This window comes from Flexivirga sp. (assembly GCF_035551235.1).
GTDB lineage: Bacteria > Actinomycetota > Actinomycetes > Actinomycetales > Dermatophilaceae > Flexivirga.
In genome coordinates, this window is the sequence record NZ_DASZNO010000049.1 from 55,567 (window position 1) to 79,668 (window position 24,102).

At 68.6% G+C, this 24,102-nt stretch carries 20 protein-coding genes; 11 read left to right on the forward strand and 9 right to left on the reverse strand.

Annotated features, from left to right (window positions below):
• Window positions 1-4 precede the first annotated feature (4 nt).
• A complete protein-coding gene (locus VG502_RS18790) occupies window positions 5-901 on the reverse strand; it encodes a LysR family transcriptional regulator (protein ID WP_325551636.1) in 897 nt (298 codons plus the stop codon).
• Window positions 902-983: 82 nt separating this feature from the next.
• Here VG502_RS18790 and VG502_RS18795 point away from each other — a divergent pair, with 82 nt between their 5' ends.
• On the forward strand, window positions 984-1,139 hold the full coding sequence (locus VG502_RS18795; RefSeq protein WP_325551638.1) for a hypothetical protein: 156 nt from the start codon (window positions 984-986) through the stop codon (window positions 1,137-1,139).
• Window positions 1,140-1,211: 72 nt separating this feature from the next.
• Here the strand turns inward: VG502_RS18795 and VG502_RS18800 are convergent, their stop codons facing one another.
• The gene (locus VG502_RS18800) at window positions 1,212-2,930 is read right to left on the reverse strand and encodes a TIGR03767 family metallophosphoesterase (protein ID WP_325551639.1); all 1,719 of its coding nucleotides are present in this window, start codon (window positions 2,928-2,930) and stop codon (window positions 1,212-1,214) included.
• A 122-nt stretch (window positions 2,931-3,052) separates the two neighbouring features.
• Complete coding sequence (locus tag VG502_RS18805; RefSeq protein ID WP_325551641.1) at window positions 3,053-4,771, reverse strand: TIGR03767 family metallophosphoesterase; 1,719 nt, start codon at window positions 4,769-4,771, stop codon at window positions 3,053-3,055.
• Window positions 4,772-5,033: 262 nt separating this feature from the next.
• Between VG502_RS18805 and clpB the strand changes: the two genes are divergently transcribed.
• Window positions 5,034-7,622, forward strand: coding sequence for an ATP-dependent chaperone ClpB (clpB, locus tag VG502_RS18810; protein WP_325551642.1), 2,589 nt, complete (start codon window positions 5,034-5,036; stop codon window positions 7,620-7,622).
• Between the two features lie 205 nt (window positions 7,623-7,827).
• Complete coding sequence (locus VG502_RS18815) at window positions 7,828-8,619, forward strand: metallophosphoesterase family protein (protein WP_325551643.1); 792 nt, start codon at window positions 7,828-7,830, stop codon at window positions 8,617-8,619.
• Here the strand turns inward: VG502_RS18815 and VG502_RS18820 are convergent.
• Window positions 8,598-9,962, reverse strand: a complete 1,365-nt coding sequence (locus VG502_RS18820; protein WP_325551645.1) for an AGE family epimerase/isomerase — start codon at window positions 9,960-9,962, stop codon at window positions 8,598-8,600. The two genes, VG502_RS18815 and VG502_RS18820, sit on opposite strands and share 22 nt — an antisense overlap.
• The gene (locus tag VG502_RS18825) at window positions 9,959-10,810 is read right to left on the reverse strand and encodes an alpha/beta fold hydrolase (RefSeq protein WP_325551647.1); all 852 of its coding nucleotides are present in this window, start codon (window positions 10,808-10,810) and stop codon (window positions 9,959-9,961) included. The genes VG502_RS18820 and VG502_RS18825 overlap by 4 nt, the downstream gene beginning before the upstream one ends.
• Window positions 10,811-10,952: 142 nt before the next feature.
• Between VG502_RS18825 and VG502_RS18830 the strand changes: the two genes are divergently transcribed.
• Both VG502_RS18830 and VG502_RS18835 read left to right on the forward strand, forming a co-directional pair.
• Entirely contained in the window at window positions 10,953-11,681 is a 729-nt protein-coding gene (locus VG502_RS18830; protein WP_325551648.1) for an LppX_LprAFG lipoprotein, read from the forward strand.
• Between the two features lies 1 nt (window position 11,682).
• Window positions 11,683-13,398 carry an MFS transporter gene (locus tag VG502_RS18835; RefSeq protein WP_325551649.1) on the forward strand — a complete coding sequence of 572 codons (1,716 nt, stop codon included), beginning with the start codon at window positions 11,683-11,685 and terminating at the stop codon, window positions 13,396-13,398.
• Here VG502_RS18835 and VG502_RS18840 read toward each other — a convergent pair.
• The 4 genes from VG502_RS18840 to VG502_RS18855 all read right to left on the reverse strand — a co-directional run bounded on the left by VG502_RS18840 (window position 13,371) and on the right by VG502_RS18855 (window position 16,969).
• A complete protein-coding gene (locus VG502_RS18840; protein ID WP_325551651.1) occupies window positions 13,371-14,855 on the reverse strand; it encodes a flavin-containing monooxygenase in 1,485 nt (494 codons plus the stop codon). The two genes, VG502_RS18835 and VG502_RS18840, sit on opposite strands and share 28 nt — an antisense overlap.
• A gap of 73 nt (window positions 14,856-14,928) precedes the next feature.
• A complete protein-coding gene (locus tag VG502_RS18845) occupies window positions 14,929-15,480 on the reverse strand; it encodes a superinfection immunity protein (protein ID WP_325551652.1) in 552 nt (183 codons plus the stop codon).
• A gap of 69 nt (window positions 15,481-15,549) precedes the next feature.
• Window positions 15,550-16,341, reverse strand: coding sequence for an exodeoxyribonuclease III (locus VG502_RS18850; protein ID WP_325551654.1), 792 nt, complete (start codon window positions 16,339-16,341; stop codon window positions 15,550-15,552).
• Between the two features lie 19 nt (window positions 16,342-16,360).
• Window positions 16,361-16,969: an NAD(P)-dependent oxidoreductase gene (locus tag VG502_RS18855; protein ID WP_325551656.1), complete on the reverse strand. Its 609-nt coding sequence runs from the start codon at window positions 16,967-16,969 to the stop codon at window positions 16,361-16,363.
• 101 nt (window positions 16,970-17,070) lie between these two features.
• On the opposite strand from VG502_RS18855, the gene VG502_RS18860 reads away from it, so the two are divergent.
• The 6 genes from VG502_RS18860 (at window position 17,071) to VG502_RS18885 (ending at window position 24,057) form a co-directional block, all read left to right on the forward strand.
• Window positions 17,071-17,454, forward strand: coding sequence for a winged helix-turn-helix transcriptional regulator (locus VG502_RS18860; protein ID WP_325551657.1), 384 nt, complete (start codon window positions 17,071-17,073; stop codon window positions 17,452-17,454).
• Between the two features lie 11 nt (window positions 17,455-17,465).
• Window positions 17,466-18,230 (forward strand): SDR family NAD(P)-dependent oxidoreductase, encoded by a 765-nt coding sequence (locus VG502_RS18865; RefSeq protein WP_325551658.1) that lies wholly within the window; start codon window positions 17,466-17,468, stop codon window positions 18,228-18,230.
• A gap of 40 nt (window positions 18,231-18,270) precedes the next feature.
• A complete protein-coding gene (gene pyrE, locus VG502_RS18870) occupies window positions 18,271-18,810 on the forward strand; it encodes an orotate phosphoribosyltransferase (RefSeq protein WP_325551660.1) in 540 nt (179 codons plus the stop codon).
• Window positions 18,811-18,998: 188 nt separating this feature from the next.
• Window positions 18,999-20,429 (forward strand): MFS transporter, encoded by a 1,431-nt coding sequence (locus VG502_RS18875; RefSeq protein WP_325551661.1) that lies wholly within the window; start codon window positions 18,999-19,001, stop codon window positions 20,427-20,429.
• Window positions 20,426-22,528, forward strand: a complete 2,103-nt coding sequence (locus tag VG502_RS18880) for a molybdopterin oxidoreductase family protein (RefSeq protein ID WP_325551662.1) — start codon at window positions 20,426-20,428, stop codon at window positions 22,526-22,528. Before VG502_RS18875 ends, VG502_RS18880 begins: the two co-directional genes overlap by 4 nt.
• Window positions 22,525-24,057, forward strand: coding sequence for an FAD-dependent oxidoreductase (locus tag VG502_RS18885; protein ID WP_325551663.1), 1,533 nt, complete (start codon window positions 22,525-22,527; stop codon window positions 24,055-24,057). The genes VG502_RS18880 and VG502_RS18885 overlap by 4 nt, the downstream gene beginning before the upstream one ends.
• Window positions 24,058-24,102: the final 45 nt, after the last annotated feature.

Genomic DNA, 24,102 nt, shown 5'->3' on the forward strand with positions numbered 1-24,102 from the left:
CTGCTCACTGCTCGTCGGGCGCGATCTCGTGCAGCAGCTCGAGCGCCCGCCGGGTGACCGGGCTGCCCGCAGCCGCATCGCGCACGTGCACACAGATGCCCCGCCGGATCTCCGGCGACGACAACGGCACCGCGCGTGCCCTGCGGGGCAGGGCGCCGAGGGTGAGGCGCGGTGCCAACGTCACACCGATGCCAGCGGCCACGAGCGCGAAACTCGTGTGGTGATCCTGGCATGCGGCGACCATCCGCGGTGCGACGCCCGACTTGTCGATGGCGCGACGCAGGATGCGGCCGCACGTCTGGTCCTCGTTGCTGTCGTCGACCCAGGGATCCTCGGCCAAGTCGCTCATCGAGATCTCGTCGCGCTCGGCGAGCGGGTGCTTGGCCGGCAGGACGGCGACATACGGCTCGGTCGTCAGCTCGTGCCGGGTGTATCCCTTGATGTGCGAGGGCTTTTCGCTCAGGTCCTCGGTGCGGATGTCGAGGTCGCACTCGGGACGCGCCGACTCGGTGTGCTCGTTGAGGTCGACGGTGATCAGGACGTTCTTGAACTCGCGCTGGAGTTTCGCGACCAGCTTCGGGACCCACTCCTCGCCCGCGGACGAGAAGCACGCGATGGACAAGCTGCCGGTGCGGCCCTGGCGCAGGTCGGTCACGACGTTGTCCAGGCGCGCGAGCGCACCCATGGCGTCGTCGCTCTGCTCGGCCAGCAGGCGTCCGGTCGGTGTGGGGCAGATTCCGCGGCCGGCCTTCTCGAAGAGCGTCAGTCCGGTCTCGCGCTGCAGCTGGTTGATGTGCTGGCTGACGGCGGACGGTGTGTAGCCGAGATGCGTCGCGGCGCCCTGCACGGACCCACTGGCGACGACGGACCGGAAGACCCTCAGGCGGTGTATGTCGAGCATCCTCCAATGCTACAGCAACTCTTAAGCGTCATGAAGGAATCACAGCTTGTGCTGAACAGTTAAGTCATCCAGAATAGAAGACATGAACACGACACAGGCACTGAACAAGAGGACCACCCGCCAGCAGGGACGGACCACGCTCGGCTTCACCGGCCGGGTTCGGGCGTTCTGGCGTGACCAGCAGGAGGCACAGGAACTGCTCATCGAGAAGCAGACCCCGTGGCTGAACCGCCACTGACCGCCATACCCGCCCATAGTCCGGCGAACGTCCCCTGACCGACGGTCAGGGGACGTTCTTGTGTGGGAGCGGTTAGGCCATCGGGTTCTTCAGCAGCAGCTCGGTGTTGCGGTCGACGTCGCTACCGATCCTGTTCGGATCGCGGTGGATGTCGTTGTAGGACAGCTCGCGATAGAGCGAGGCGAGCGCTTCGGGCGAGCCGTCGCTGTATGACGCCTGGTATGGCGCCGCCGACTCGATCAGCGTCGTGAAGAGCGACAGTGTGCCGTCGGCGTTGTCGCACACGTCGATGATCCGGGCGTGCTGCGGGAAATCGACGTGCGACGCGGTGTTGATCTCCCAGAACGAACGCGTCGGGTCGTTGTGGTGGTGCGGCGTGATCTTGTTGTCGTGCGTGTGGCCGTTCACCCATGCCACGACATTCGGGTAGCGCTGCAGGGTGCTCACCAATTCCGAGCCGCTGTGCCGGATTTCGAGCTTGTCGGGCGCGAGCAGCAGGTTGTTCATGCTGTCGCTGGTGTGGTGGCTGAAGAGCACGAACAGCTGGTCGGTGCGCTCCGTGCGGTGCTCGACGCCCCAGCCGTCGTAGTAGCGGCTGGAGGACGCCTCGAGGGTGCGCTTGATCCACCGGAACTGCTCGTCCCCGATCGACCCGTCGGTGAAGCCGGCACGGTTGGTCGAATCCATCGAGATACCAACGACGCCCGGCGCGATCTGGAAGCTGTAGTAGCCGATGCCATCCGCGATCGCGTCGGCGGTGAAGCCGTGCCCGTGCGGGCCGGGTCCGTCGACCTTCGCGTCCAGGTGCGCCGCCATGAATTCGCGCGGGGTGAAGGTCGCCCGGCGCTCGTCCGGCGTGACCTTCCAGCGGTTCTTGCTCAGCTGTGACGACGTCGGTATGGCGGACTGCCCGCCGACCCATGACCGGCGCAGGGCGAGGTTGCCGCTGGTGTCGTCGAACCCGGTGAACTTGAAGCTGCCGGTGTACATGTCGGCCAGGATCGGAGTGGCGGAGGGCAGGGTGCCTTCGATCGAATCGTCGTGGTTGCCGAAGACGCTGTACCACTTCGTGCGCAGGCCCTCGCTGGTGTGTGTAGCGGTGGCATTCATGAAAAAGTCTGTAATCGTTGGGAATCCGGCCTTCTTGTAGAGGTCCTGGGCGGAGGACTCCGGGAGGTAGTAGAGGCTGTCGCCGGCGTTCTGGACGCCTTCCCACTCGGTCGGGGAGCCGGTGTTCGCGGTGATGCGGCCGCCGCTCATCAGGGCCAGGAACCAGTCGAGTTCGATGTGCTCGTGGTTGTCCGAGCTGTCGCCGGTGGTGACCACGCAGTCGAACGCGCGGCCGCTGAACGGACCCTTGCCGAGTTGGTTGACCCGGCGGACGAGCTGCGCGCCGCCCTGGGTGCCGAGGGCCTCGTGCGGCCGGAACGCCGACCCGTTGATCTCGTGCAGCCATTCGAAGCGGACCGGCGACTGGGCGTCCACGAGGTGAAGGTCGGTGAACTGCACGATCGACGCCTGCGCGGTCCGGGTGTCGTCGCGCTTCGCCTTGGCCGGGCACAGGTCGGTGCGCACGGTTAGTGGATAGCCGGGGCCGGCGGTCAACCGGGTGTAACCGCTGGATCGCACTGGGGTGGCGGCGGTCTCGAGGGTCGTGCCATGGCCGATGAGGGCGCGCGACCGCCACCCGATGTCGGACTCGGCCGCGCGGGCGGCTCGGGTGCCGAGTGTCATTGCGGCGGCCGCGCCGATGCCGCCGCCGAGCAGGGACCGGCGTCGAATGGAAGTCATCTCGCTCCTCAGCATCTTGGACGTCCGTCCATCATTGCCGGAGAACGCGGTCCGTGGGTGTCCGGCGAGCAAGGAATCGGTGACGGGCCCCTGATTCTTCGGCCGTGGATCTGCCCGGGTGCTCAGGCCATCGGGTTCTTCAGCAGCAGTTCGGTGTTGCGATCGGCATACGTGCCCATCCGCTTGGCGTTGTTGTGGTGGATGTCGTTGTAGGACAGCTCGCGGTAGAGGGAGGCGAGCGCTTCGGACGAGCCGTCGTCATACGCCGCCTGGTATGGCGCCGCCGACTCGATCAGCGTCGTGAAGAGGGACAGCGTGCCGTCGGCGTTGTCGCACACGTCGATGATCCGGGCGTGCTGCGGGTAATCGATGTGGGACGCGGTGTTGATCTCCCAGAAGCTGCGGGTCGGGTCGTCGTGCCGGTGCGGCGTGATCCTGTTCCGGTGCGTGTGCCCGTTCGCCCAGGCGATGACATTCGGGTAACGCTGCAACATGCTCACCACTTCGGGCCCGCTGTGCCGGAGCTCGAGCAGGTCGGGTGCGGGCAGCAGGTTGGACATCGAGTCGCTGGTGTGGTGGCTGAAGAGGACGAAGAGCCGGTCCGTGACGTCCTGGCGGTGCTCGGTGCCCCGACTGTCGTAGTAGCGACTCGAGGACGCCTCGAGGATGCGCTGGATCCATCGGAACTGCGCGTCGCCGATCGAGCCCTGGACGAAGCCGGCCCGGTTGGTCGAATCCATGGCGATGCCAACGACACCCGGCGCTATCGGGAAGTCGTAGTAGCCGATGCCCTGCGCCAGGGCATCGAGGGTGAAGCCGTGACCGTGCGGACCCGGGCCATCGACGCTGGGGTCGAGGTGCGCGCTCATGAACTCGCGCGGGGTGAAGGGCGCCCGTCGGTCATCGGCGGTCACCTCCCATCGCGACTTCGGCAGTCTCGAATGCTCGGGTATGGCGGGGTGTGCGCCGGCCACGGTGCCGCGCAGGGCCGAGTTGCCGCTCGCATTCGCGAAACCGGTGAACTTGAACCGGCCCGTGTAGAGGTCGGCCAGGGCCGGGCTGTCCGAAGGCGTCATACCGCCGATCGAGTCGTCGTGGTTGCCGAACACGCTGTACCACGGGGTGTTCAGGCCGTCGCTGGTGTGGGTGGCGGTCGCCTGCTTGAAATATGCTGGGATCGTTGGGAATCCGGCCTTCTTGTACGTGTCGGGCGCGTCGGACTCAGGGAGGTAGTAGAGGCTGTCGCCGGCGTTCTGCACGCCTTCCCAGGCGGTCGGGGAGCCGGTGTTCGGGGTGATGCTGCCGCCGCTCATCAGGGCCAGGAACCAGTCGAGCTCCACCTTCTCGTGGTTGTCGGAGCTGTCGCCGGTGGTGACCACGCAGTCGAAAGTGCGGCCGCTGAACGGTCCCTTGCCGACTTGGTTGACCCGGCGGACGAGCTGTGCGCCACCTTGGGTTCCGAGTGCTTCCTGCGGTCGGAACGCACTGCCGGTGACCGTGTGCAGCCACTCGAAGCGCACCGGTGACTGGGCGTCGATGACGTGCAGGTCGGTGAATTGCACGATCGATGCGCGACCGGTCCGCGTCGACAGGCGGTTCGCCCGTGCCGGGCTCAAGTCGGTCCGCACGATCAGCGGATATCCCTGGCCCGCGGTGAGCCGGGTGTACCCCTGCCTGCTGGCCGGTCGTGCGGCCTCGTCCAGCGTCGTGCCCGCGCCGGTGATCGCATGTTCGGTGGGTGGGGGAGTGGCGCCGGTCCGTGCTCGGGCACCCGCGAGGGTGAGTGCCGCCGCGCCGCCGATGCTGCCGCCGAGCAGGGTCCGGCGTCGGATCAAAGTCATGTCGCTCCTCGAAGATCGTGGACCTGCGGGGCGTCCAGCGTTTCGGGGTGTGGCGGCGTCCACGTGTCCGTTGGGCGTGGAGTCGGTGAAGTCGGCGTGCAGATGAAAGTTGAGCGGAATAGACTCAACTTTGCCCTCGTTGTCCACAGCGAGACGTATGTCGTGCTTGCCCGGCCAGACCTGTCAGGTAAGGGTGGACGCAAGCGGTGCGGCATACCAGAGGACCTGACGACACCAACCCGACCAGGGAGGACCGACGAACGTGGATCTACAGCTGACGACGAAGGCGCAAGAAGCCGTTTCGAGCGCCGTGCAGAATGCGACCCGGGCCGGCAACCCGCAGGTGGAACCGGCCCACCTGCTGCTCGCCCTGACCGAGCAGACCGACACGACCACCGGTCCGCTGCTGGAAGCCGTCGGCGCCACCGTTCAGGCCGTCCGCGCCACCGCCGAGCAGGCACTGCGCACCCTGCCCGCGACCCAGGGTGCCTCCGTCGCGCAGCCGACGATGTCCCGCGCGTTCGCCAACGTGCTCGAGCAGGGTCGTCAGGCGATGGAGTCGATGGGCGACACGTTCGTCTCGACCGACCACTTGCTGCTCGCGCTCGCCCAGACCGGTGAATTCGGTTTGAACGCAGACGCTTTGGCGGCAGCGATCCCGCAGACGCGAGGTGGCCGGAAGGTGACCAGCCCAGAGCCCGAGGGCAGCTTCGACGCGCTCGAGAAGTACGGCACCGACCTGACGGCGGCTGCGCGCGACGGCAAGCTCGACCCGGTCATCGGCCGGGACACCGAGATCCGTCGTGTGGTGCAGGTGCTGTCGCGCCGCACCAAGAACAACCCCGTGCTGATCGGTGAGCCGGGTGTCGGCAAGACCGCTGTTGTCGAGGGTCTCGCCCAGCGCATCGTCGCCGGTGATGTGCCGGAATCGTTGCGGGACAAGCGATTGATCTCACTCGACCTGGCTGCCATGGTCGCCGGCGCGAAGTTCCGCGGTGAATTCGAGGAGCGGCTCAAGGCGGTCCTGGAGGAGATCAAGGGCTCCGACGGCGAGGTCGTCACCTTCATCGACGAGCTGCACACCGTGGTCGGCGCCGGGGCCGGCGGTGACTCCTCGATGGACGCCGGCAACATGCTCAAGCCGATGCTGGCGCGCGGTGAGCTGCGGCTGGTCGGCGCGACCACGTTGGACGAATACCGCGAGCACATCGAGAAGGACCCGGCCCTGGAGCGCCGTTTCCAGCAGGTCTACGTCGGCGAGCCGTCCGTCGAGGACACCATCGCCATACTCCGTGGGCTCAAGGAGCGCTACGAGGCGCACCACAAGGTGGCGATCTCCGATGCCGCCGTCGTGGCTGCCGCGTCGCTGTCCGACCGCTACATCACCGCCCGGCAGCTGCCGGACAAGGCGATCGACCTGATCGACGAGTCGGCCTCGCGACTGCGGATGGAGATCGACTCCTCACCCGTCGAGATCGATGAGCTGCGCCGCGCGGTCGACCGGCTGAAGATGGAGGAGCTGCACCTGGAGAACGAATCCGACGCCGCGTCCAAGGAGCGGCTGGCCAAGCTGCGGTCCGACATGGCCGACAAGCAGGAGGAGCTGAGCGCTCTCACCGCCCGCTGGGACCAGGAGAAGGCGAGCCTGAACCAGGTCGGTGACCTCAAGGCCGAGATCGACGAGCTGCGCACCCAGGCCGATCGCCTGCAGCGCGACGGGGATTACGCCGGCGCGTCCAAGATTCTGTATGGCGAACTGCCCGCGCTCGAGCAGAAGCTGGAGGAGGCCCAGGCCGCCGAGTCGACCAGTTCGACGGCCGGCGGCGAGGCGCCGATGGTCAAGGAGGAAGTCGGCCCGGACGACATCGCGGACGTCATCTCGTCCTGGACCGGCATACCCGCCGGGCGGCTGCTGGAGGGCGAGACCGAGAAGCTGCTGCGCATGGAGGACTGGATCGGCGAGCACGTGATCGGCCAGAAGAGCGCGGTGCAGGCGGTGTCGGATGCGGTCCGTCGCTCGCGGGCCGGGGTGTCCGACCCGGACCGGCCGTCCGGTTCGTTCCTCTTCCTCGGTCCGACGGGTGTCGGCAAGACCGAGCTGGCCAAGTCGCTCGCGGACTTCCTCTTCGACGACGCGCGCGCCGTCATACGCATCGACATGTCGGAGTACTCCGAGCGGCACGCGGTCGCCCGGCTGATCGGTTCGCCTCCGGGCTACGTCGGTTACGAGGAGGGCGGCCAGCTCACCGAGGCGGTGCGTCGGCGTCCCTACTCGGTGGTGCTGCTCGACGAGGTCGAGAAGGCGCACCCGGAGACGTTCGACATCCTGCTGCAGGTGCTGGACGACGGGCGGCTGACCGACGGCCAGGGCCGGACGGTCGACTTCCGCAACGTCATCCTGATCATGACCTCCAACCTGGGCTCGCAGTTCCTCGTCGACCCGACGCTGGACCTGAAGCAGAAGCAGGACTCGGTGATGAACACCGTGCGGCAGTCGTTCAAGCCCGAGTTCATCAACCGGCTCGACGAGGTCATCATCTTCGAGGCGCTGACCAAGGACGAGCTGACCCGCATCGTCGACCTGCAGGTCGACGCGATCGCGATGCGACTCGCCGACCGGCGGATCACCCTGTCGGTCACCCCGGCGGCCAAGCAGTGGCTGGCCGACGAGGGCTACGACCCGGCATACGGTGCGCGTCCGCTGCGCCGGCTGGTGCAGAAGCAGATCGGCGACCGGCTGGCCAAGGCGCTGCTCGGCGGCGAGGTGCGTGACGGCCAGACCGTCACGATCGACAAGGCCGCCGACGGCGACGGCCTGGACGTCCAGCCCGCGGAAGCCCCCGCCGCCTGACGGTGGGGGCGCCCGCGCCCCCGCCTGGGCGGGTTCTGGCGGTGGGCGCCCCCGCCCTCGCCTGGTGGTGGGGGCGCCCGCCCCCTTGCCGAGAGGACAGCCAATCACCGACAGGACACCCGATCTGGCTCTCTGACGGCCGAATCGGGTGTCCTCTCGGTACGTCCGGTGTCCTCTCGGCGAGGGGGGTGCGAGGATCGGGCGCGTGGAAAGAGTCGCGCTGATCTCGGACGTCCATGGCAACCTGACCGCGCTCGAGGCGGTGCTGGCCGACATCGAGGGCCGTGGGATCAGCCGCATCTGGAACCTCGGCGACTACGTCGGCAAGGGGCCGCGCGGCCGGGAGGTCGTCGACCTCTGCCGCGAGCGGTGCGAGGTCAACATCCTGGGCAACTGGGACGACTTCCTGCCCGACCCGGCACGCGAATTCGGCGGCGACTCGCTGGCGTGGTGGCTCGCCCAGCTCGGTCCGGGGCAGGGGGACTGGTTGCGTGCGCTGCCCTTCAGTCACGACGAGTGGGTGAGCGGGCGGCGGCTGCGGGTCTTCCATGCCAGCGAGGAGACGGTGCACCGGCGGGTGCGATACGTCCGCAGCCAGGCGGAGTTCGAGGCGCTCTTCAGCAACACCCCGGCGACGGGGGACGGGCCACTGCCCGATCTCATCGGGTATGGCGACACGCACGATCCGCACTACGAGGTGCAGCTCGAAGCGCGCACCGTCTTCAACACCGGCGCGGTGGGCAACTCGATGGGTGACCCGACGGCGATGTACTGCATCCTCGAGGGCGAGTGGGGCTCGCAGGAGACGGCACCCTGGTCGGTCGCCTTCGCTCGCGTCCCGTATGACGTCGAGGCCGAGCTCGCCCACGCCCGAGCGGTGAACATGCCCGACTACGAGGGGTACGAGGTCGAGCTGCGGCACGGCATCTACCGCGGCAACCTGCGGGAGTGGAAGGCCGGCGAGCGTCCCACCGACTACCACGAGCGCCCGCTCTGATCGCGCGGCCCCTTCGCCGAGAGGACACCAAACATACTCAGAGGACACGAAATCCGGCGCTCAGACGCCCGGATTTCGTGTCCTCTCGGGTATTCGGTGTCCTCTCGGCGAGAAAGCGCGGTGGCGAAGGAGGGTGCGAGCGGGAGCGCGTCGCCGACGAGCAGGCAGATCTGTAGGGCGTGGTAGACGTCCGGCTTGCCCGCCCAGGTGCCGTGCGACACCTGGTTTTGTTCGTCGAGCTCGTGATGCCAGGATCCTGCGTCGGTGTCGATCAGGTGCTGCTGGGCATAACGCCACCAGGCGAGCAGCGAGTCATCCCAACGCTTTTCACCGGTCACCAGCCCCAAAGCGTATGCCGCGCCGATGGCCTCGCACACAACCCAGTGCATGCGGGCGCGGACGACCGGCGTGCCGTCCCAGTCGGTCGTGTAGACGAAGCCGTCCGCGCCGTCGACCGCCCAGCCGTCGGCCACGGCGCGATTGGCGAGTTCCGTTGCGGCAGTGACCAGCTCACCACCGTTGTATGACGCATCCAGTCGCAACCGGCTCGCGCGCACCGACAGCGCCAGGCGCGACCACTCCAGACCGTGCCCGACCGTCGCACCGAACGGCCGGAACGGATCCGCGGGACGGTCCCGGTTGTAGTCGGGCATCACGTGACCGTTCGCGTCGAAGTGCTCCGGGATCCGCCAGTCCCGCGCTCGCGCCCAGCCGGCGACCTGGAGGGTCATCGCCTCGGCCCGGTCCAGATAGTGCGGCTCCCCGGTGACGTCGTGCAGTGCGAGGTAGGCCTCGACGGTGTGCATCGTCGCATTGACGCCGAGGTAGGGCTCGGAGCTGCTCCAGTCCGCCGAAAAGCTTTCCTGGACAAGGTTTTTCGACGCAACCCAGAAGTGCTCCTCGTGGACCTGCCGGGCCAGCGCGAGCAACTCGGCGGCGCCCGGCCGTCCCGCGACGACGGCGCTGCTGGCGGCCAGCAGCACGAACGCGTGCGGGTAGGCCTGCTTGCGATCGTCGATGGATTTGCCGCTTGGACCCTCGATCGAGGCGAACCAGCCACCATGGGTCCGGTCCTGGAACGACGTGGTCAGTGCCTGCACCCCGTGGTCGACCAAGGCCGCGAATTCCGTTCGGCCACTGAGGAATCCGAGTGCCGCGACATGCGTCATCCGGCAGGTGAGCCACAACTCGAGCGGCCGGTCGGTGGGGCGCCCGGAATCATCCAGCCAGGCGAAGCCGTGCTCCACTCGCGAGGCGAGGGCGAAGTCGAGCAACCGGTCGGCCTCGGCGCGCATCTCCTTGGCCGCCTCGGGTCCGCCGAGGCTCATGGTGCCGTCGGTCATCGCGCAAGGTCCTCGATCGCCTTGGCAACGCGATCCGGCGCCTCCCACTGCAGCATGTGCCCGAGGTCGTCCAAGGTCTGCAGCTCCGCCTGTGGCAAGCCGGCCGCGATGCGCTGCGCGAGCTTCGGCGGGGTGAGCCGGTCGCGCGAGCCGACCAGCACCTGGGCGGCGACGTTCTGCATGCCCGCCAGGGAGGCCACCTCGTCGTGCTGCATCAGCGCGTCGTAGAACCCGGCGAAGGCGCTGACCCGCGTGCCGCGCGCGATGACGGTCGCCTCGTGGACGTCGGCGGGGTCGGCGCCGGGACCGAATGCCGCGGCGCGATGCGCCTTCTCCGTCATACCGCGCCCGATGCGCACCGGCAGATGCCGCATCGCGGACATCAACTGGCGCTCTCCGGGCCGGCCGGAGCCACGCAACCCGCCGGCCGCCGTCGACACCAGCGCGACACCGCGCACGCGCTCGGCGAACTCGGTCGGCGCCAGCCCGGCATACGCGAGGATCGTCATACCGCCCATGGAGTGCCCGCCGAGCACCACCTGCTCGTCCTGCGGCGCCAGCTGGGCCACCACCTCACGCAGGTCGGCGCCCAGCCGCCGGATCGACTCCTGGCCCACCTTCCGCGAGCCGTCCGCCAGCGTCGATGCGCCGTGCCCCCGCTGGTCCCACAGCACCACGCGCAACGCCGGATCGAGGGTCCGCAGCACCGGCAACCAGGACCGGTGGTCCAGGATCCAGCCGTGCCCGAGCACCACGGTGCGACTGGCCGGCCCGCTCGGCTCGCGGACGTATGCCGCCAACTGCGCGCCGTCATCGGTGGTCACACGGTGCACATGAAGTCCGGACATGGCTACATTCTCCCCCGAGACCCGACCGTGACGGTGGGCAGGGAACCTCTGGGCCTACTCGTGCGTCAACATGGGCAGTTCACCCGCTCCGTCTCGGAAGTTGATGCGGGGTAAGCGTCTCGCGAAAGATAGGTTGCTCTCCATGCGACGTACCCTGACCGTCACCAGCTCGCTGGCGATCGCCGCGACTCTCGCGTTGACCGGCTGCAGCAGCGGTAGCAAGAAGGCGTCCGGCGGTGAGACCTCCGGTAGCGGCAAGGCGGCGGCGACCCCTGCGTCGACACTGGCGCAGGCCAAGAAAACCCTCGACGACACCTCCGGGGTCCACCTGAAGCTGACGTCGGACAAGATCCCGCCCAAGGAGACCGGCCTGATCAGCGGCGAGGGCGACGGATCCCATGCCCCGGCCTTCAAGGGCACGATCGCGGTGCGCATCCCCGCCGCCGGCACGATCAGCGTCCCGGTCATCGCGGTCGACGGCAAGGTGTGGGCCAAGACCCCGCTCAGCCCGAAGATGGCCCCGATCAATCCCAAGCAGTTCGGTGCTCCGGATCCGGCGAAGATCTTCGCCCGGGACGGCGGCTTCTCCTCACTGCTCGTCGCGACCAAGTCCCCGAAGTTCGGCGACAAGAAGCGCGACGGCAAGGACATCGTGCAGACCGTGACCGGCACGCTGCCGGGCAAGGTGATCAACCAGAGCCTCAGCTTCGGCAAGGCCGACCAGACGTATGACGCGGTCTACCTGGTCACCGACAAGGGTGAGTTGCGATCGGCCACGCTGACGGGGGAGTTCTACAAGGGTGCCAATGACACGTCATACACGGTCGAGTTCACCAAGTACGGGCAGAAGGTTGCCGTCTCCAAGCCCTGACGTGGAGCACACCGTCTCCTCACGGGCCAGAGCCCTCCTCGCGACCGCGTCCATCGCGGTCGCGCTCGCCGCGGCCGACACCTACGTCGTCGTGCTGGCGCTGCAGGACATGATGAACGGCGTCGGCCTCGGCGTTGACGCGCTGCAGAAGGCGACGCCGATCATCTCCGGCTTCCTGCTGGGCTACATCGCGGTGCTGCCGCTGATCGGCCGGCTGGCCGATCTCATCGACCGCCAGCGCATCCTGCTCTGCTGTCTGGCGCTCTTCGTCATCGGCTCGGCCGTGACGGCGATCTCCGCGGAGCTGCCGGTCATGGTCACCGGCCGGTTCCTGCAGGGCGTGGGTGGCGGTGGGCTCGTCCCTGCGACCCTGGCGCTGGTCGCCGACCTCTGGCCGGTCGGCAAGCGCGGCACGCCGCTCGGCGTGGTCGGCGCGGTCCAGGAGATCGGCAGCGTCATCGGGCCGCTGCTCGGAGCACTGATCCTGGCCGTCTCCGACTGGCGAATGATCTTCTGGCTCAACGGTTTGGCGGGCATCGTGCTCGCACTGTGCATCGTCGCGTGCGGCGAGCGCGGCTCGCGTGAGCGCATGGGCGCGCCGGTGCCGTGGTGGTGGCACACGCTGACCGGTGCCGCGGCGCTCGCCACGGTCGTGGTCCTCGGGCTGGCGCTGTGGGCACCCGACTCGCTCACCACCTCGATCCGGTGGGGCGGCCCGTTCGTCCCGTATGGCGATCACACTGCCCGCCTGATGACACCGATCGGCGTGTGGGGGCTCATCGCGCTCGCCGTACTGCTGCTGCTGTCGGTGCGCTACTGGTGGCCGATCGCCCGCACTGTCGACGTCCTCGGCGCGCTGCTGATCGCGGTCGCGCTCGGCGCACTGGTGCTGACCTTCGCGGCGTCCAACCCCGAGAAGCAGGTCGTCGGCCCGCTCGGCTGGTGGCTGCTGCCCCTTGCAGTGGTCGCTGCCGCTCTTTATGTATGGCGCCACCGCGCCGCCCGAAACCCGTTGATAGCCAAGGGCGTTGTGGTGGGAAGGGTCCGTCCGGCCCTGGTCGTCTCGGCCTGCGTCGGCACCGCGATCGTGGCGATCGTCGTCGACATACCCGTGCTCGCCAGGCTCACCATCACCGACTCACAGACTGAGGCGGCGTTGGTGCTGCTGCGTTTCCTCGTCGCGGTCCCAGTGGGTGCGCTCGCCGGTGGCTGGTTGCTGCGCAGCCTCGGCCCGGCCGTCGTCGCGGCCCCCGGACTGCTGGTGAGCGGACTCGCGCTGCTGCAGATGTCCACCTGGGAGGGCGACGCCCTCGACTCGTGGCTGCTGCCCACCGTGATGCTGGCGCTGGCCGGTCTCGGTGTCGGCCTGGCGATCGCGCCGGTCAATGACGCCGCGCTGCACGACGCGCCGCAGACGGCGCACGGCGTGGCGTCGTCCTTGCTCGTCGTGGCGCGGATGATCGGCATGGTGGTCGGTCTCGCGCTGCTGACCGCGATCGGGCTGCACCGCTTCTACGGCAAGGTTCAGTCGTTGCCCGACCCGACCAAGGCCCAGGTGACCGCGGCCGGTGTCCTGCAGGTCCAGACGGTATTCCTCGGTGCGGCGGTGGTGGCGCTGCTCGCTGCTGCGGTGGCGCTGCTGCTCGGCCGGCGGGCGAGTGGCGCGCCGGTGGAGGAGGGGCTCTCCGACTACGACACCGATCCGGTGAATTCGTAGTCCACCAGCTCCGGTCGCCCGAGCCGGCGCTCATATTCGCCGACACTGCCCGGCCACAGGGTGCGGTTGCGACCCTCGTCGTCGAGATACCAGCTGGTGCAACCGCCGGACTCCCAGACCGACTGTGCACTGCGCTCGTCCAGCTGTTGCATGTGCGCGGGCACGATCTCCGGGCGCACCTGCACGGCCGTCGCGCCACGAGCGTCGCGTTCGTCGAGCAGCTTGGTGATCAGGCCGATCTGGGCCTCGATCATCAGCACGACGGAGGTATGGCCGAGCACGGTGTTGGGACCGAGGAGGAAGAAGAGGTTCGGGTAACCCGGTGCGGTGACGCCGTAATAGGTCTGGATGTCGTCGGCCCAGTCGGTGTCCAGCGTGTGGCCGTCCAGGCCGGTGATGTTCATGTGCCGGTAGGACCCGGTCACGTCGAACCCGGTTGCGAAGACGAGCAGGTCGAGCTCGTGCACCGTGCCGTCGGCCGTCGTCACGCCGGTGACATCGGCGTCCTGGATCGGTGAGGTCTCGACGGTGACGTTGTCGGCGGCGAGCGCCGGGTAATAGCTGTTGGACATCGTCGCCCGCTTGCAGCCCATCGTGTAGTCGGGCGTCAGCTTCGCGCGCAGCTGCGGATCCTTGACCGCCGAACGGATATGCGCGAGAGCGGCTTTCGAGGCCGCCTTGAGTGCGGCGGGCTGTTTGGTGAACGCGCCGACCCGCACGTCGCCGGCGGCGCGCAGCTTCGACCGGTGCGCCTTCATCAGCCAGGGCCGCTTTTCGTACTGATCGATCAGCCAGTCGGGGTATGCCGGGTCGACCTTCGGCAGCACCCAGGCCGGCGTCCGCTGGAAGACGGTGAGGTGACGCGCATCCTCTGCCAGGGGCGGGATCACCTGCACCCCGCTGCAGCCGGTGCCGACGACACCGACCCGCTTGCCGACCACCGTCGTGCCGGGATCCCATGCCGCCGTGTGCAGCATCTCGCCGCGGAACGACTCGATGCCGGGGATCTGCGGGATCACCGGCTCGTGCAGTGCGCCGACGCCGAGTGCGACCGCTCCGGCGACCAGCTGGCGGACCTCACCGGTGCCGGTCGCGACGGTCACATGCCAGGCGGCCAGGCCCTCGTCATACGTCATCCGCTCGACGCTGTTGCCGAAGCGGATGTGCTCGCGCAGCTCGTACTTCTCGACGCAATAGAGCAGGTAGTCCTGGATCTCGTCGGCGGTCGCGTACGCCTTGGACCAGTAGGGGTTCAGCTCGAAGGAGAACGAGTAGAGGTGGCTCGGCACGTCGCATTCGCAACCGGGGTAGCGGTTGTCGCGCCACGTGCCACCGATCTCGTCGGATTTCTCCAGCACGATGAAGTCGCGGCCGCGGTTCTTCGCCGCGATCGCCATACCGATGCCGGAGAAGCCGGAGCCGACGATGACCAGCTCGTGATCGACGCGAACACTCATGAGAGGCAGGCTACTTCGGCCTGTCGGCGGAGCCGCGCGGCAACGCCGCGTGTGCCCGGATCAGCGGTGGGGATCAGTGGTAGTAGTGCTGTGAACTCGACTGGTTGACGACCACGACGTTGCTCTGCGGGTCGGTGCCGCAAGCCATCACGAGCGCGATCACCCACCCGACGAACGACCAGCCGAGGAAGAAGTTCAGCAGGAAGATGCCGCCTTGGTTGGATTTGTTGCGCGTCGCCGCGATCGCCCAGGGCAAGAGGTAGAAGAAGGTCACCACCGCGAGGATCCACGCGATGGCCACGACCGCTCCGGAGGGCCCGGGGCGGCCGGTCATCACCACCGAGTTGTACGCCGGGGGCGGTCCCATGGGCTGCGGAGCGTAGGGCTGCATCGGGTACTGCGGTCCGGGCGGACCCTGCGGCGGCATCGACTGGTGCTGGACCGGCGCGGGCGGCGGCGAACCGTAATGTCCCGGCGGTGTGGAGTAGGTGCTCGGCTCCGGCGACTGCTGAAAACGCTGCGTGTCCGGTGCGGTCGGGATGCGCTCGGTGTGCTCCGGCTGCGAGTCCTTGCGCAACCGGACCGGCTGGGTCGCGTCGTCGGACGGGCCGTTGTGCTCACTCATGTGTTCCCCCTGGTCGAGTGCCTGCGAATCACTGTATAGGCAGGCACGGACAAGGGGAACCGTCAAGCCTCAGTCGACGAGCGTCACGATGACCGGGGCGTGGTCGGAGGCGCCCTTGCCCTTGCGTTCCTCGCGGTCGATGGACGCGTCGCTGACGCGGGCGGCGAGGGCGGGCGAGGCGAGTGCGAAGTCGATCCGCATGCCCTGCTTCTTGGGGAAGCGCAACTGGGTGTAGTCCCAGTAGGTGTAGGTGCCGGGTCCGGGCGTGAACGGTCGGGCCACGTCGGTGAAGCCGGCCTCCACCACCGCGCGGAAGGCAGCGCGCTCGGCGTCGGTCACGTGCGTCTTGCCGTCGAAGAAGCCGATGTCCCAGACGTCTTCGTCCAGCGGTGCGATGTTCCAGTCACCGGCCAGCAGGATCTGGGCGTTCGGGTCCTCGGCCAGCCAGCCGGCTCCGCTGTCGCGCAGCCTGGCCAGCCAGTCCAGTTTGTAGGCGTAGTGCGCGTGCCCGACCTCGCGACCGTTGGGCACGTAGAGCGACCAGACCCGGACCCCGCCGCACGTCGCGCCGAGCGCGCGTGCCTCGGCAGCGGGCGGTTCGCCATACCCGGGCACGCCCGGGAAGCCGATCGTGATGTCCTCCAGGCCGACCCGGGAGACGACCGCGACGCCGTTCCACTGGTTGAGGCCGTGCATCGCGATCTCGTAACCGGCGGCCGCGAGCGGCAGCGTCGGGAACTGGTCGTCGCGGCACTTGGTCTCCTGGAGCAGCAGCACGTCCAGGTCGTGCCGCTCGAGCACACCGACGACACGGTCGATGCGGGAGCGGATGGAGTTGACGTTCCAGGTGGCAATTCGCACGACGTCAACTTACGTTGCATCAATTCGCGACGGTGAAGCGCGCCCGCCGGTGCTTCGGCTGCTCGATCTCGTCGGCGATGGCGACGGCGAAGTCCTCGGCCGAGATCGCGTCGCCGGCGGGTGTGTCGTCGGCGATCCGATAACGGCCGGTCCGCTCGCCCGGAGCGATCTCCGGGGCAGGCGACAGGAAGACCCAGTCGAGCGACTCGGGTGCCTGGCGGATCGTGTCGAGGGCCTGCGCAGCGCTGAGTGCCTCGGCCTTGTAACCCTCGGGGAAATCGGGCAGGTCGACCAGCCGGGTGCCGTCGATCAGCAGTGACCCGGCGCCGCCGATGACGAAGAGGCGGGCGGCGGCGGCGTTCGCTTCCGCGGTCTGGAGGGCCTCCAGCCAGATCTGGTGGTCCTCGCCGGTGCGGCTCGGTCCAGTCGCGGACAGGACGACGTCGTGACCGGCGGCGAGCTTGCCCACGAACTCGGCGTCGCCGAGATTGCCCGCGACGCTGGTGGCGGCCCCGGGCACCCGGGTGCCGGAGCGGGTGACCGCGGTGACCTCGTGGTCGCGCTGGGCGAGCTCCGCCACAACGCGCGATCCGACCATGCCGCTCGCGCCGATGACTGCAATCTTCATGTCTGCTCCTCGTTCTCTTCGGTGTTCTCTTCGGTCTGTTCGGCAATAACAGTAACTATTGGTAACCTGGTACCTCAACGTAACCAATGGAGGGTTGTCGTATGACGTCCACAACAGCCGACTGGATCGGCGACGGCTACGACCCGCAGTGCCCGACCCGCGTCCTGCTCGACCGGGTCGGCGACAAATGGACGGTCCTGGTGATCGGCGTGCTCGCCGAGGGCCCAATGCGATTCACGGTGCTCCGGGATCGCGTCGGCGGTGTCTCCGGCAAGGTCCTGACCGCGACGCTGCGCGCGCTGACACGTGACGGCCTGGTCACGCGCACGGCATACCCGACGATCCCGCCGCGGGTCGACTACGAGCTCACCGAACTCGGCCGATCCCTGCAGGAGCCGCTCGACGTCATACGCGACTGGTCCGAGCGGCACATCGCGGCCGTCATCGCGCACCGCGAGAAATTCGACGCCGCGGAGTACGAATAGACTCTGCGGCCATGTCCACCGCACTCATCACCGGCGCGAGCGCCGGCATCGGCAAGACCTTCGCGACCCAACTGGCTCAGCGCGGTCACGACCTCGTGGTGGTGGCGCGCAACGAGCAACGTCTCGAGGAGCTCAAGGCGCAACTCGAGGACCGCTACTCCGTGTCGGTCGAGGTGCTGCCCGCCGATCTCAGCGACCGCCTCGACATCCAGCTCGTCGCCGATCGCCTGTCGGACCCGAAGCGACCGGTGGACCTCCTGGTCAACAACGCCGGCTATGGGCTGAAGAAACCCTTCCTGCGCAACGAGATTCGTGACGAGGAGGACATGCTGACCGTCCTCGTCCGCAGCGTCAATGTCCTGTCGCACGCTGCGGCGCTGGCGATGCGCGAGCGTGGGCACGGCGCGATCATCAATGTGTCGTCGGTGGCCGGGTTCATGGCATCCGGCACCTACTCGGCGGCCAAGTCCTACGTGACGGTCTTCACCGAGGGCCTTGCGACCGAGCTCGCCCGCAGCGGTGTCACCGCCACGGTGCTCTGCCCGGGTTTCACGCGCACGGAGTTCCACGAGCGTGCCGGCATCAAGGGCCACGGCATACCCGATTTCATGTGGTTGCAGGCAGATTCGCTCGTCAAGGCCTGCCTCGACGATGTCGACAAGGGCAAGGTCATCTCGATCCCCAGCGCGCAGTACAAGATCGCGGCAACGGCGCTGCGGCTGCTGCCGCGCCCGATCGTGCGTGCGGGCAAGCTCGCGCGCAAGCACCGCCCGTAACACCCAGTCCCATCCGAATTCCCTGAGCGAGGAGTCCGCCGTGTCCAAGCAGGAGTTGCTGGAGCACATCAAGTCCGAGGCCATCGTGCGCGGCAAGGTCACCCTGTCGTCCGGCAAGGAGGCCGACTACTACGTCGACCTGCGGCGGATCACCCTCAGTGGGGTCGCCGCCCCGATGGTCGGCCAGGTGATGCTCGAGCTCACCGCCGACCTGTCGTATGACGCCGTCGGCGGTCTCACGATGGGTGCCGACCCGGTGGCCACCGCGATGTTGCACGCCGCGGCTGCGCAGGGCAGGGCCCTCGACGCGTTCGTCGTGCGCAAGGCGGGCAAGGCACACGGCCTCCAGCAGCGCATCGAGGGGCCGTCCATCAAGGGCCGCCGGGTGATCGTGGTCGAGGACACCTCCACCACGGGCGCGTCCGCGCTCGAAGCGGTCGAAGCGGTCCGTGAGGCCGGCGCGGAAGTCGTCGCCGTCGCGGTCATCGCCGACCGTTCGACGGGCGCTCGCGAGCGGATCGAGGGCGAGGGTGTGGCCTATCTCACGGCCTACGGCCTGGAGGATCTCGGCCTCGCCTGATCGAGTCACCTCGCGCGAAATGCCGCGGATCGGCGGCCTTTTCGCGCCCGATCTCTCACCGCGTCGGGCCGGCCGGTGAGATCACGGTGACGAGCAGGTAACACTGCGGCGCCGCTCGGCGAAACATCCCGTTCCTACCTTCGTGAACCAGAGCCCCACACCCGGGGCGATGGGACACGGAGGTGGAGATGTCACTCGCGACCGATCTCGACGTCGGCGGCAGTTCGGCTGCCGAAGCAGGCCGGCCACTGGTCGGCAAGGGCCGATGGATCTCCGGCTGGGATCCCGAAAACGCCTCCCAGTGGGAGGAGTTCGGCAGGCGAACCGCTCGACGCAATCTCGCGCTGTCGGTGTATGCCGAGTTCCTCGGCTTCGGTGTCTTCGCGATGTGGAGCATCGTCGTGCCGCTGCTGCCGAAGTACGGCTACGTCGGCGCCGCGGCGATCAGCGACAGCCAGCAGTTCTGGCTCATCTCGATCCCGACCCTGGTGGGCGCCACCCTGCGGATCCCGTACTCCTTCATGGTGACTCGGCTCGGTGGTCGGAACTGGACCATCGTGTCCGCACTGCTGCTCCTGCTTCCCACGGCCGGCCTGGCGGTCGCTGTCGGGCAGCGCGCCGGCTTCCCGACCCTGCTTGCGATGGCCGCGCTCGCCGGCCTCGGAGGTGGCAACTTCGCGTCCTCGATGACGAACATCTCGTTCTTCTACCGCCACGCGGAGAAGGGGAAGGCGCTCGGAATCAACGCCGCCGGAGGAAATCTCGGCACCGCGGCAGTGCAGTTCGCCGCTCCGGTGCTGGTCACGGTCGGAGCGGGTTTCTCGACATCCGGCCCGAACCTGCCGGTGGTCGGGTGGGTCTTCGTGCCGCTGGTCCTGGCGGCCGCGATCGGTGCCTGGCTGCGGATGGACAACCTGACCGGCGCACGGTCCGAAGTCGCCACGTACGTCGCGGCGGCGCGCGCCCGGCACACCTGGATCCTGGCGTTCATCTACTTCGGCACCTTCGGATCGTTCATCGGCTTCGCGGGTGTGTTCCCCAAGCTGATGAACGATGCGTTCCCCGGCCGCGGCACCTACGTGCTGCTCGGTGCGGGCATGACGCTCGCCTTCCTGGGCGCGTTCGTCGGCTCGATGTCCCGGCCGCTCGGCGGCATCGTCGCCGATCGGGTCGGGGGCTGGCGGGTGACCGTGGCCGCCTTCACAGCCATGGCACTCGGTGCGGCCGGCGTCGCAATTGCGTTGCAGGCCAAGAGCTTCGGTTGGTTCATGGTCGCGTTCCTGTGGATGTTCGTCTTCACCGGCATCGGGAACGGGTCGATCTACCGGATGATCCCGGCCGTTTTCGCGGCCACCGCCGACACTGACACCTCGGTGTCGAGGGCGACCGCAGGCAAGATCGCTGCGGGAGCGATCGGCATCGTCGGGGCGGTCGGGGCGTATGGCGGATTCGTGATCCCCCAGGTGTTCGCGTTGTCGAAGTCGGCGACGAAAGGCGCGGCACATCCGACCGGCACGATCGTTCCGGCCCTCTGGGGCATCCTGGCCTGCTACCTGCTGATGGCTCTGGTGACCTGGGCGGCCTACGGCCGGAAGCGTGCCGACGGGGTCCACGTATGACGAGCGTCGACACCCACTGCCCCTACTGTGCGCTGCAGTGCGGGATCCGCATGGGCACAACGAAATCCGGTGATGTCACGCTCGAGCCGCGTGACTTCCCGACCAATCGTGGCGGACTCTGCCAGAAGGGCTGGACCGCAGCGGAGTTGCTCCGCACGCCCGATCGCATCACGACCCCGTTGGTCCGCGACGACAGCGGCGAACTCGTCGCGGCCAGCTGGCAGGAGGCGTACGCGCGGATCGTCGCCGCGGTCCGCAGCGCGCAGGCGGCGAGTGGCCCGGATGCCGTGGCAGTCTTCGGCGGTGGTGGCCTCACGAACGAAAAGGCCTACACACTGGGCAAATTCGCCCGGGTCGCATTGGGCACCTCACGCATCGACTACAACGGCCGCTTCTGTATGTCGTCCGCTGCCGCGGCCGGCAATCGCGCGTTCGGCCTGGATCGCGGGCTGCCGTTCCCCCTCACCGACCTTGCCGGCGCCGGTGCGGTGCTGCTGGTGGGCAGCAACCTCAGCGAAACCATGCCGCCGTCGGTGCAGCATCTCTCCGGGGTACGCAGCCGGGGTGGCCTGATCGTGGTCGACCCGCGCCGCACGGCGACCGCTGCGCTGACGGAGTCGGGCGGCGGCATACACCTGCAGCCGGTGCCGGGCACGGACATCGTGGTGCTGCTCGGGCTGCTGCACGTGGTGACGCTGGGCGGTGGCACCGACGACGCCTATCTCGCCGAGCGGGTGACCGGCTGGGACGAGGTGCGGGAAGCCGTCACGATGTGGTGGCCCGAGCGGGTCGAGCAGGTCTCTGGTGTCCCGGCCGACGAATTGCGTGAGACCGCAATGCTGCTCGTCGGAGCGAGTCCGTCCGGGGGCGGCTCTGGCGCTTACATTCTCACCGGCCGCGGGGCGGAGCAGCACGCGCACGGCACCGACACCGTGACGGCCGCGGTCAACCTGGCGCTGGCCCTCGGATTGCCGGGCCGGACGGGCTCCGGCTACGGCTGCATCACCGGGCAGGGCAATGGACAGGGTGGTCGGGAGCACGGTCAGAAGGCCGACCAGCTGCCCGGCTACCGGTCGATCAGCGACCCCGCAGCACGCGCGCATGTGGCGGGTGTCTGGGGAATTCCGGAACAGAGCATCCCCGGCCCCGGGCTGCCCGCCGTGCAGTTGCTCGACGCCATCGGACAGCCGGGCGGGCCGCGAGTGCTCTTGGTGCACGGTGCGAATCCCGTGGTGAGCGCGCCGGATTCGGACCGGGTGCGCCAGAAGTTGGGGCAACTGGAACTGCTCGTCGTCGCCGACTTCGTCCCGTCGGAAACGGCGCGCCTGGCCGATGTCGTGCTGCCCGTGCCGCAGTGGGCCGAGGAGGACGGCACGATGACCTCGCTGGAGGGTCGGGTGCTGCGCCGCCGGCGCGTCATACAACCTCCGCATGGGGTGCGTGACGAGTTGCGGATCTGGAGTGACCTGGCGCAATTGCTCGAAGCACCAGTATCTTTCGTGTCCGACCCGGGCGATCTGCTGCACGAGCTGGCCCACGCGAGCAGCGGAGGGGCCGCCGACTACACCGGCGTCGACCGTGGCCGCCTCGACGCCGGCGAGGAGATCTACTGGCCGTGCCCCGAACGCGACCACCCGGGCACCCCACGGCTCTTCCTCGACCGCTTCGCGACCGCTGACGGCAGGGCGCGCATGATCGCTGTCGACGCGGCCCCTGTCGACGACGACGTGCGACCGGACGCGCCGATCTACCTGATAACCGGCCGGATCCTGCAGCACTATCAGTCCGGTGCGCAGACCCGCCGGGTCAGCGAACTCGTGCGCGGCGAACCGCGTCCGTTCGTCCAACTGCACCCGGTGCTGGCCGCCCGGCTCGGCATCGAAGAGGGCGACACCGTGCGGGTCACCTCGACCCGGGGCAGCGCGTGCGGCGTGGCGCGGCTGTCCACCGAGGTGCGGCGCGACACCGTCTTCATGCCGTTCCACTTCCCAGGGGCCGGGGCCGCCAACGCCGTCACGAACCCGGCCACCGACCCGATCTCCGGTATGCCGGAGTTCAAGGTCTGCGCCGTCAGCGTCGCCCCGGAGCCGGCGGCATGAGCATCCGCATGCGCATCGTCGTCGTCGGACACGGCATGGTTGCGGCACGACTGCTGGACGAGCTCGGCCGGCTCACCGCGGACCGCAGTGACACGACCCTCGAAGTCACCGTGATCGGCGCCGAGCCGCACCGGCCCTACAACAGGCTGCTGCTCAGCGAAGTGCTCGCCGGACGCGCCGACCTCGGCCGCCTCACGCTGCCGGCCCCCACCGTGAGCAGCGGTATGACGCTGCGTGTGCTCCGGGGCACGAATGCGACCAAGCTGGACCGGCACCGACAGGTCGTCGTGTGCGACGACGGATCCGAATTCGCCTACGACACAGTCGTTCTCGCAACCGGAGCAGCAGCGCGCCTGCCGCTGCCCGATGCCGCGCCACAGGGCGTACGCGTGCTCCGCACCATCGACGACTGCCGTGAGCTGCTCGCCGCGTGCTCCTATCCACGGCGGGTGACCGTCGTCGGCGCGGGCCTGCTCGGCCTGGAGATCGCCTGCGGGCTGGCCGCCCGCGGTGCCGACGTGCACGTGCTGCACCGCGGTGGCCACGTGCTGGACCGGCAGCTGCCGGCCGACGCAGCCGAGACGGCGCGCGCGGCCCTCGCCGACAACGGCATCCGGGTGCTGAGCGACGCCGACCTCGAGTCACTGCAGCACGACGGTGACCGGCTCACCGGCGTCCGGCTCCGCGACGGCCGTGAGGTCCCCACCGACCTCGTGGTCGCCAGCGTCGGCATCGCACCACGAACCGAAATCGCTGCCAGGGCAGGGCTTCCCGTGCGCACCGGCATCGTGGTGACCGACGCGTTGCGCAGCCCTGCCGACCCACGGATCGCGGCGATCGGGGACTGCGCCGAACCGGCCTCAGGTTGTACGGGACTGCTCGCCCCCGGCTGGGCGCAGGCGGATCGGCTGGCCCGGGACCTCGTCGGACGACCGGCCGCTCAGGAGGACGCAGCCACGCGGCATACGAGCGCGGTCGTGAAGCTCAAGGCGACCGGCGTCGACGTCGTGACCATCGGCGACGGCCCCGCACCCCCTGACGGCGCACGCACCGTCACGCTCAGCGACCCGGCCGGCCGCCGGCACGTGCAGGTGTCGGTGGCGGGCCGGCGGGTGGTGGCGGCCTGTTGCGTCGGAGCGAAACGGGTCGCGGCCGACCTCACGGCGGCCTACGAGAGGGGCACCCCGGTGCCGGACGACCCGGCGTTGCTGCTGCTCGACCGCCTGCCGAGCGCGACCGTCCCCACCACCGACGACCCGACGACCATGCCGTCGAGGGCCACCGTCTGCCGCTGCAACGGCGTCACCAAGAAGGACATCGTCGATGCCCACTTGGCCGGCGCACGCGAGCTGCCGGAGGTGGCAGCGGCGACCCGTGCGACGACCGGGTGCGGCGGTTGCACCGACGTCGTCTGCGGCCTGCTGGCCTGGATGGACGACGTCAATCCGGCGGAAGACACCGAAGTTGATTCAGAACAGGGAAAAGAGGCTCGAGATCCGCATGCGTTACAGCGAGCTTGCGAGCCGTAACAAATGCGGGGAACGAGCCTTTTTCCACAGCCGAAACATTCACGA

What these genes read in the sequence shown, in the direction of transcription:
- VG502_RS18790 (WP_325551636.1), bottom strand. Translation starts at nt 901, where the DNA reads ATGCTCGACATACACCGCCTGAGGGTCTTCCGGTCCGTCGTCGCCAGT.
- VG502_RS18795 (WP_325551638.1), top strand. Translation starts at nt 984, where the DNA reads ATGAACACGACACAGGCACTGAACAAGAGGACCACCCGCCAGCAGGGA.
- VG502_RS18800 (WP_325551639.1), bottom strand. Translation starts at nt 2,930, where the DNA reads ATGACTTCCATTCGACGCCGGTCCCTGCTCGGCGGCGGCATCGGCGCG.
- VG502_RS18805 (WP_325551641.1), bottom strand. Translation starts at nt 4,771, where the DNA reads ATGACTTTGATCCGACGCCGGACCCTGCTCGGCGGCAGCATCGGCGGC.
- VG502_RS18820 (WP_325551645.1), bottom strand. Translation starts at nt 9,962, where the DNA reads ATGACCGACGGCACCATGAGCCTCGGCGGACCCGAGGCGGCCAAGGAG.
- VG502_RS18825 (WP_325551647.1), bottom strand. Translation starts at nt 10,810, where the DNA reads ATGTCCGGACTTCATGTGCACCGTGTGACCACCGATGACGGCGCGCAG.
- VG502_RS18830 (WP_325551648.1), top strand. Translation starts at nt 10,953, where the DNA reads ATGCGACGTACCCTGACCGTCACCAGCTCGCTGGCGATCGCCGCGACT.
- VG502_RS18840 (WP_325551651.1), bottom strand. Translation starts at nt 14,855, where the DNA reads ATGAGTGTTCGCGTCGATCACGAGCTGGTCATCGTCGGCTCCGGCTTC.
- VG502_RS18845 (WP_325551652.1), bottom strand. Translation starts at nt 15,480, where the DNA reads ATGAGTGAGCACAACGGCCCGTCCGACGACGCGACCCAGCCGGTCCGG.
- VG502_RS18855 (WP_325551656.1), bottom strand. Translation starts at nt 16,969, where the DNA reads ATGAAGATTGCAGTCATCGGCGCGAGCGGCATGGTCGGATCGCGCGTT.
- VG502_RS18860 (WP_325551657.1), top strand. Translation starts at nt 17,071, where the DNA reads ATGACGTCCACAACAGCCGACTGGATCGGCGACGGCTACGACCCGCAG.
- VG502_RS18865 (WP_325551658.1), top strand. Translation starts at nt 17,466, where the DNA reads ATGTCCACCGCACTCATCACCGGCGCGAGCGCCGGCATCGGCAAGACC.
- VG502_RS18875 (WP_325551661.1), top strand. Translation starts at nt 18,999, where the DNA reads ATGTCACTCGCGACCGATCTCGACGTCGGCGGCAGTTCGGCTGCCGAA.
- VG502_RS18880 (WP_325551662.1), top strand. Translation starts at nt 20,426, where the DNA reads ATGACGAGCGTCGACACCCACTGCCCCTACTGTGCGCTGCAGTGCGGG.
- VG502_RS18885 (WP_325551663.1), top strand. Translation starts at nt 22,525, where the DNA reads ATGAGCATCCGCATGCGCATCGTCGTCGTCGGACACGGCATGGTTGCG.